Annotated in this window: 7 protein-coding genes; 3 read left to right on the plus strand and 4 right to left on the minus strand. The window is 56.6% G+C overall.

What is annotated here, in order from left to right; all coding sequences use genetic code 11:
- Nucleotides 1-36: 36 nt before the first annotated feature.
- Both Q0775_RS19125 and Q0775_RS19130 read right to left on the minus strand, forming a co-directional pair.
- The gene (locus Q0775_RS19125; protein ID WP_298864961.1) at nt 37-1,611 is read right to left on the minus strand and encodes an ABC transporter substrate-binding protein; all 1,575 of its coding nucleotides are present in this window, start codon (nt 1,609-1,611) and stop codon (nt 37-39) included.
- Nucleotides 1,612-1,727: 116 nt separating this feature from the next.
- Nucleotides 1,728-2,657, minus strand: a complete 930-nt coding sequence (locus tag Q0775_RS19130; protein WP_298864964.1) for a LysR family transcriptional regulator — start codon at nt 2,655-2,657, stop codon at nt 1,728-1,730.
- 103 nt (nt 2,658-2,760) lie between these two features.
- Between Q0775_RS19130 and Q0775_RS19135 the strand changes: the two genes are divergently transcribed.
- Nucleotides 2,761-4,398 carry an amidohydrolase gene (locus tag Q0775_RS19135; RefSeq protein ID WP_298864967.1) on the plus strand — a complete coding sequence of 546 codons (1,638 nt, stop codon included), beginning with the start codon at nt 2,761-2,763 and terminating at the stop codon, nt 4,396-4,398.
- Entirely contained in the window at nt 4,395-5,252 is an 858-nt protein-coding gene (locus Q0775_RS19140) for a GTP-binding protein (protein ID WP_298864970.1), read from the plus strand. Before Q0775_RS19135 ends, Q0775_RS19140 begins: the two co-directional genes overlap by 4 nt.
- On the opposite strand, the gene Q0775_RS19145 is transcribed toward Q0775_RS19140, so the two are convergent.
- Both Q0775_RS19145 and Q0775_RS19150 read right to left on the minus strand, forming a co-directional pair.
- A complete protein-coding gene (locus Q0775_RS19145) occupies nt 5,249-5,719 on the minus strand; it encodes a MaoC family dehydratase (RefSeq protein WP_298864973.1) in 471 nt (156 codons plus the stop codon). The genes Q0775_RS19140 and Q0775_RS19145 overlap by 4 nt on opposite strands.
- A 13-nt stretch (nt 5,720-5,732) precedes the next feature.
- Nucleotides 5,733-6,737, minus strand: coding sequence for an NADP-dependent oxidoreductase (locus Q0775_RS19150; protein ID WP_298864975.1), 1,005 nt, complete (start codon nt 6,735-6,737; stop codon nt 5,733-5,735).
- Between the two features lie 43 nt (nt 6,738-6,780).
- Between Q0775_RS19150 and Q0775_RS19155 the strand changes: the two genes are divergently transcribed.
- Nucleotides 6,781-7,429: histidine phosphatase family protein (locus Q0775_RS19155; RefSeq protein ID WP_298864978.1), on the plus strand; the 649-nt coding region annotated here is incomplete at its 3' end.

Genomic DNA, 7,429 nt, shown 5'->3' on the forward strand with positions numbered 1-7,429 from the left:
GCCTGCCCCGATGATACGGGACAGGCGAAAGTGTGATTACTCTTTGAGATACACAAGGTCATAGGGGGAGCTAGAGGCCCAGATGCCCAGTGGCGGATTGCCGACCTTATTGGAGTAGGCCGTGTGGTACGGCAGAGTGTTTGTCCAGTAAACGGGCAGGTCCTCGGCCAGAATTCGCTGGAACTCGGAATAGATCGCCTTGCGCTTTTCAGGGTCGATCTCCTGTGCGCCTGCGGCCATCAGATCATCAATTTTGGGGTTCTTATACTGCTGGGTGTTGGACCAGATGACCCCGGGTTTGATGTTGTCCGACGAATAGGTGCGGTGCACACCGATCACTGGATCACCCCAGTTGAACACAGTATCCCACGTCATATCAAAGTTGTGGTTGGAGATTTTCTGGGCCCATGTGGGGAAGTCCACAAAGGAGTTCACGCTCACGTCGATGCCTACTTTTGACAGGGACGCTTTTGTGAATTCCGCCTGCGGCTTTGTCGTCGGGTTGCCGTAGTCGATGGTCAGGCTGAACCGTGTGCCGTTGGCATCCTTGGGGAAACCGGCCTCATCCAGCAATGCGTTGGCCTTGTCCAGATCAATGTCATAGCCATTCACGCTGTCGTCATAAAGCGGTGAACCGGGGTGGATGCCTGTTTTGGCGTCTTGGGAAATACCCTGCATCAGGGCGTTCAGGATGAATTTTTTGTCGATGGCATAGGCAATCGCCTGACGCACGCGCTTGTCCGCAAGCGGTCCGTCGGAACCTGTATTAAACGCCAACCAGTTGAGCGCACCAATCGCGGCATAGCCTTCATCGGTGACGGTCAGGTTTTCGTTTTCCTTCATACGCGCGATGTTGCGCACGACGTTTTCGAAGGTCAGCATATGAAGCTCGCCATTCTCGATGCCGATGGCACGCGATGAGGCGTCTTTGATAATGCGGTAAACGATGCGGTCGAGATAGGGGCGACCCTCAATGAAGAAGTCGTCATACCGCTCCAGCACGATGTTCTGGTCGCGGGTGAATTCAACAAGCTTGAAAGGGCCGGAGCCTACGACGTTCTCGCTGTTTTGCGGATGTGATTTCGGATCTTGGCCGTCACCATAGACATGCTTGGGGATGATGGGGAGCAGCTGTGATGACATGGCAAGGAGCAGGGCAGGGTGCGGTTGGCTCAGGTTCAGGACTGCGGTATGCTCGTCCGGTGTATCGACGGAAGTGACGACGCCGAACATTGATTTGAACGGGTGGTTTTCCTGAACGGTCTTAACGGAAAATGCGACATCCTCGGAGGTGATAGGTGCGCCGTCATGAAAAGTGGCGCCTTTCACCAGATTGAGTGTCATCTTGAGACCGTCATCGGAAAAGCCCCAGCTTTCGGCGAGATAAGGTTGTGGGGTCCAGTCTTCGTCATAACGCAGGGGGGCGGCGAAAAGCTGCGCGCCGGGTGCACCTGTGGCGATCCCCGATTGTACGGCAGGGTTCAGGTGGCGCGGTGTTTGCGCCATGGCATGGATCAATGTGCCCCCGCGCACAGGCTCTTCTGCCTGTGCGGTGAAGGCGATGCTGACCAGCGCAGTGGCCGCGAGCAAGGATTTGAAATGTTTGGTCATGCGTTCAGACTCCCCCAAAGTGATTAGTTGAGGAAAGGCTAACGCGGGGTCATACCCGCACAAAACAGTTTTTCTAAACTCAGTTAGTGCATTTTATGGGGGATACGAGGAAGGGGTTACGGGAGGCGTACAGCCATCTGTTCAAATCCGCCGTTGGCACGAACGGCTTCGCAATGGCTATGAAAATCCATCACGGCGCGAGGCTGGCGCATGCGCGCTTGGGTTACGAGGCCGAACTGGCGGGGGGCTACATCATCACGCAATGGCACGGCGCGAAATCCGCCACGGTCATCCAGCACGGCCAACGGTTTTGCATTCAGGAGAGTAAAGCCGAGATTAGCAGCAACCATTGTGCGGATCATCGCAACAGAGGAGGAGCTATGCACTACTTGCACTTCAAGCCCGGATTGGCGAAAAAAGTTTGAGTAATAGGAGCGCGTGAGGGGCAGGTTCAATTCGATCATTGGCTTTTGAAACAGCTCGGCCAAGCTCACACTTGGTTGTCGGGAAAGCGGGTCATCTGATGATAAAAGAGCAAACAAGGGAAGATCGATCAGGGGATGAAAGTGCTGACCGTCTGCCACAACTTCGCGGTAGGTAAAGGCCAAATCAGCGCGACCTTCCTCCAGATCGCGTACGACGGTGTCCATGTTCCCCTCGACCATCTCGAACCGGATGCCAGGGTGCTGTCGTTGAAAAGTGGCGATGGCATGGGGCAGGAAAGTTGCGGCAGCGGCGGCAAAACAGGCCAACCTGATTGTCCCGCTCGACGTGCCACCAACGGCACTCAATTCACTTTCGAACTCGCGAAATGTACCCAGAAAATCGCTGATCAATGTGAGGCACTGCTGCCCTGCCGACGTAATCATAAGCCCCTTTGCAGGCACGCGGGTGAACAGGTCAAACCCCATATCGGTTTCGAGCGCGTCAATCGCCGCTGTGATTGAGCTTTGCGAGATGTTGAGATCAGCGGCGGCAGCCGCGATGGAACCTGTGCGCCCAGCAGCTTCGACATAGCGGAGTTGTTTGATGGTGAGGCTGGTCACGCGCTTCCCCCATGAAATGTGGTTACTTGACTAGTTAAATCCAGTTTGTAGTGGGAAGCAAATTCAATAGCGTTTGGGGAGCACATTAATTCAGGAGCCGATGATGATCACAATTTATAACGCCAAGAAGATCATCACAATGAACCCTGCACACGCGCACACAACTCATGTCGCGGTGCGTGATGGAAAGATTCTCGGCACAGGGACGTTGGAGGACCTCGCAAAGTGGGGCGACTATACGATGGATACGCAGTTCGCCGATAAGGTGCTGATGCCCGGTTTTATTGAAGCACATAGCCACCTAATGGAAGGATCGCTTTGGGCGTATACCTATGTCGGGTTCTTTGACCGTATGTCGCCCGAAGGGAATATGCAGAAGGGGTGTAAGAACCTCGACGAAGTGCTGGCTAAACTGAAAGAGGCGGAGGCGAAAATCAAAGACCCCGATGCGCCGATGCCTGCATGGTCGCTTGATCCGATCTATTTCGACAACGTGCGGGTGACGCGGCATGATCTGGATCAGGTGTCCTCGACGCGGCCTATCGGCATCATGCATGCTTCGGGTCATATCCTCAACGTGAACACCAAGGCGCTTGAGCTTGCGGGTCTCATGCGTACAGGTGTGAATCATGATGGTGTGCCGTTGGGCAAAGACGGGATGCCCTTGGGGGAGTTGAAGGGGCCGGATGTGATGACTCCCGTCTCGCCTCATGTGGGATTTGACCGCGATATGCTGGCCTGTGACGAGACGGGCATGGTCCGCTTTGGCAAGCTGTGTGTACGTGCTGGTGTGACTACAGCGACCGATTTGGCGAACAAGCTGCCTGATGAAGTGGTTAACCTGTTTACCGAAGTGTCGGGGCGCAAGACTTATCCAACGCGGATTGTTTCGCTGCGCTATCACCACGGTGTCAGCCCGCAAGAATTGATTGAACATGCCGAAGCTCTTACACTTAAAAGCACTGATATGATGCGGCTGGGGAAGATCAAAGTTGTCGTCGATGGCTCGATCCAAGGGTTCTCGGCACGGCTGCGCGAACCAGGGTATTTCAATGGCGCGCCGAACGGGCTGTGGTATATCTCGCCCGAACATCTTGCCTATATTCTGGAGCATGCGCTGGAGAAGGGTCTTCACGTCAACACCCATACCAACGGCGATCAGGCGACGCAGCTGGTGATTGAGACGATGACAGATGCGCTCAAAAAGCACCCAAGCCCTGACCACCGATTTGTTTTGCAGCATTGCCAGTTGGCGGACGCCGCGCAGTTCCGCAAGATTGCCAAACTGGGACTTTGCGTGAACCTCTTTGCCAATCATCACTTCTATTGGGGGGACGAGCATTACAAACTGACCGTTGGGCCGGAGCGGGCGGAGCGGATGAATGCTGCGGGTACTGCCCTGCGTGAAGGGGTGCCGATGGCGATCCATTCGGACGCTCCGATCACACCTCTTGGGCCGCTGTTCACCGGATGGTGCGCGGTGAACCGTTTGACCGCGTCTGGCCGTACCTTGGGTGAGGCGGATAAGATCAGCGTCGATGAGGCGCTGTATGCGATCACGCTGGGGGCTGCCTATACGCTGCATATGGATCAGGAGATTGGCAGTATCGAGGCAGGCAAGAAGGCGGATTTCGCCGTGCTTGAGGATGATCCCGAAGAGATTGGTGGTAACAGTCTTAAGGACGTGCGCGTCTGGGGTACGGTTCAAGGCGGGCGCGTGTTTGCGGTGGCCGATATATGACCCTGCCCGTCACGGTGCTGAGCGGATATTTGGGCGCGGGCAAGACAACACTGGTCAACCAGATGTTGCGGCAGGCTGATGGCAAACGACTGGCGATCATGGTCAATGAGTTTGGTGACCTGCCCATTGATGCGGATTTGATCGAGGCAGAAGGCGATGACCTCATTGCGCTCGCGGGGGGCTGTGTCTGTTGCAGTTATGGCGATGACCTCATGGCGGCGCTGGCGCAAATGGCCGCATTGCAACCCCCGCCTGATCATATCGTGCTTGAGGCCAGCGGCGTGGCCCTTCCCGGTGCGATCGCGGCGAGCCTGTCGCTCATGGCGGGGATCGAGCCGGCGGGTGTCGTGGTGCTAGCAGACGTGGGCCAGATCGACGGTCAGTTGGCCAATGACTATATCGGTGACACGGTTGTACGACAGTTGGAGGCGGCAGATCTGGTGGTTCTGACCAAGGGAGACATCGTCAGTGCCGAGCAGATGGCACGAGCCGCTAAAACCGTTCATGCCCACAGTCGGAACGCCGCAATCATCAAAGCATCTCAGGGGCATCTGCCTCTGGATGTGGTGCTGCACCCTTCGCAGGTGAGTACGCCGCAAGCTGGGAAAGCCCATGGTAATGCGGCTGGTTTAGAAAGTGAGGTTGCCTACCCTGAAATGATAAATGAGGCGCAGGCCTATGCAAAATCCCTCGCTGACCGTATGGATGTGATCCGCGCCAAGGGGCACGTGATAACGCCCGACGGACTGCAGACCGTGCAAGTGGTGGGCGACAGTTGGGAAGTCCACACCGCCCCGCAAAATGCGCAGGTCGGTGTGGTGATTATCAGCCTCAAACAAGTCGCGCTGGCCTAGTCCTCAAACACAGCCATGCCGAGCCATTCGGCAATCACAGCGGGAGTTTTCTCGCCCTCGATCTCGATTGTCAGCAGGTTTTCACGCAGCAGATTGGTCGGCCCTTTGGCGGTGACCTTTTGCAAAGTAAAGCGCCCACGCAAACGGCTGCCTGCCAGGACGGGCTTGAGAAACCGCAGCTTGTTCATGCCGTAATTTATGCCCATCACCTGACCGGGCAGCATGTTAAAACAGTCATAAGCAAAGCGGCTGGCGAGCGAGAGCGTGAGGAAGCCATGCGCAATCGCACCGCCAAAAGGTGTCTCGGCGGCGGCGCGTTCAGGGTCGATGTGGATCCACTGCTCGTCATGGGTGGTCTTGGCAAACTGGTCGATCATCGCCTGATCGACGGTAATCCAGTTCGAGACGCCAACTTCGGTGCCGATGAGTTTCTTGCTTGCGGCGAGGGCAGTATCGCGTGCGGACATATCTGTGCCTCCTTTAAGATGGATCAGCGGACACGCGCACCATGCGCTTGCCCTTATTGTCGCCACCCAGCAGACCGATCAACGCGGCGGGGGCATTCTCCAACCCCTCAACAATATCCTCGGTTACTTTGAGTTGGCCGCGCTCCATCATGCCTTGCATGGCACGGACTGCCTTTGCATCGTTATGGGCGAAATCCATTACGATGAAGCCTTCCATCTTGAGGCGCTTTACCACAATCGCACCGGGCAAGTTGCGCGGACCTGTGGGTGCTGTGCTTTCGTACTGGCTGATAGCGCCGCAGCAGACAACGCGCCCGCGCTCGTTCATCAGGTTCAGGGCAGTTTCCAGAATGGTGCCGCCCACGTTGTCAAAATACACATCAACGCCTTCGGGACAGGCAGCACGGAGCGCTTTGAAAAGTCCGTCGGCGCGATAATCGATGCAGGAGTCAAAGCCCAACTCCTTTACAACCCAATCGCATTTCTCTTGTCCACCTGCGATACCAACAACGCGACAGCCAAGCGATTTGGCGATCTGCCCGACATAGCCGCCGACAGAACCCGCAGCAGCAGAGACAAGAACAGTCTCGCCCGGTTGTGGCTGCCCGATGGACATGAGGCCGTGATAGGCGGTTTTGCCCGCAATCCCAAAGACCGACATGAGGTGCGACAGGGTCGGAACCTTGGGCAGTTTCTGGACCTTATGCGCGGGCATGGTGACATAGTCGGACCATGTTGCTTCAGCTGCCACGATATCCCCAACGGCGAGGCGGGAGGAGTTGGACTGCGCTACTTCGCAAATCGCGTAAGTGGGCATTGGATCGCCTGCGTTCACGGCTGCGCGGTAGGTCGCCCCTTGCATCCAAGAGCGGTTGGCGGCGTCGATGGACATAAGGATCACGCGTAGCAGCACTTCGCCCTCTGCCGGTGTTGGCATATCGGTTTCGGTCATCTTGAAATTGTCGGGCGTCAGCGCGCCTTTTGGCAATTCGGCAACGACGATCTGGCGGTTTGTCATTTTATAGTCCTTACTTGGAGAGAAGATTTTGAAAGGGTGCGATATGAGTAATGAAGCGCGGCAACATAAATTTGTTCTGCGACCGAACGCTTGTGAGTTGGTGTTGATCCGTCATGGCGAGACACAGGCTGCGATCCGTGGCGAGAGCTTTCCGATGATCGACGGGCAGGGTGATCCCGCCTTGCGTCCCGAAGGAGAAGCGCAAGCTGTGGCGGTTGCCGAGCGGCTCAGGCATGAGGCGATTAGTGCAATTTATGTGACGACCATGCAGCGGACGCACCAGACGGCGGCGCCATTGGCGGCTGCCTTGGGGATCACGCCGCGGGTTGAGGCGGACCTGCGTGAAGTGTTTCTGGGCGACTGGGACGGTGGCGAATTCCGCTTCCGTGCTGCGGAAAACGACCCTGCGATCCAGCGCGCACGGGAGAAAGAATGTTGGGGCGAGTTGCCCAATGCCGAGACATTCGAGCAGTTGCAAACCCGCGTGATGCGCGGATTGCACCGGATTGCAGAAGCTCATCCCGACCAACTTGTCGCTGTGGTTGTGCATGGTGGTGTGGTTGGTGCAGCGCTGTCTGGTGTCACGGGATCGCGCAACTTTGGCTTTAACGGTGCCGACAACGGCTCCATCAGCCGCGTGGTGATCGGGCCGGAGGGGATGATACTGCGCGGGTTCAATGACGTGGCGCACC

Source organism: uncultured Sulfitobacter sp. (genome assembly GCF_947499945.1).
In the GTDB taxonomy this organism is placed as follows: domain Bacteria; phylum Pseudomonadota; class Alphaproteobacteria; order Rhodobacterales; family Rhodobacteraceae; genus Sulfitobacter.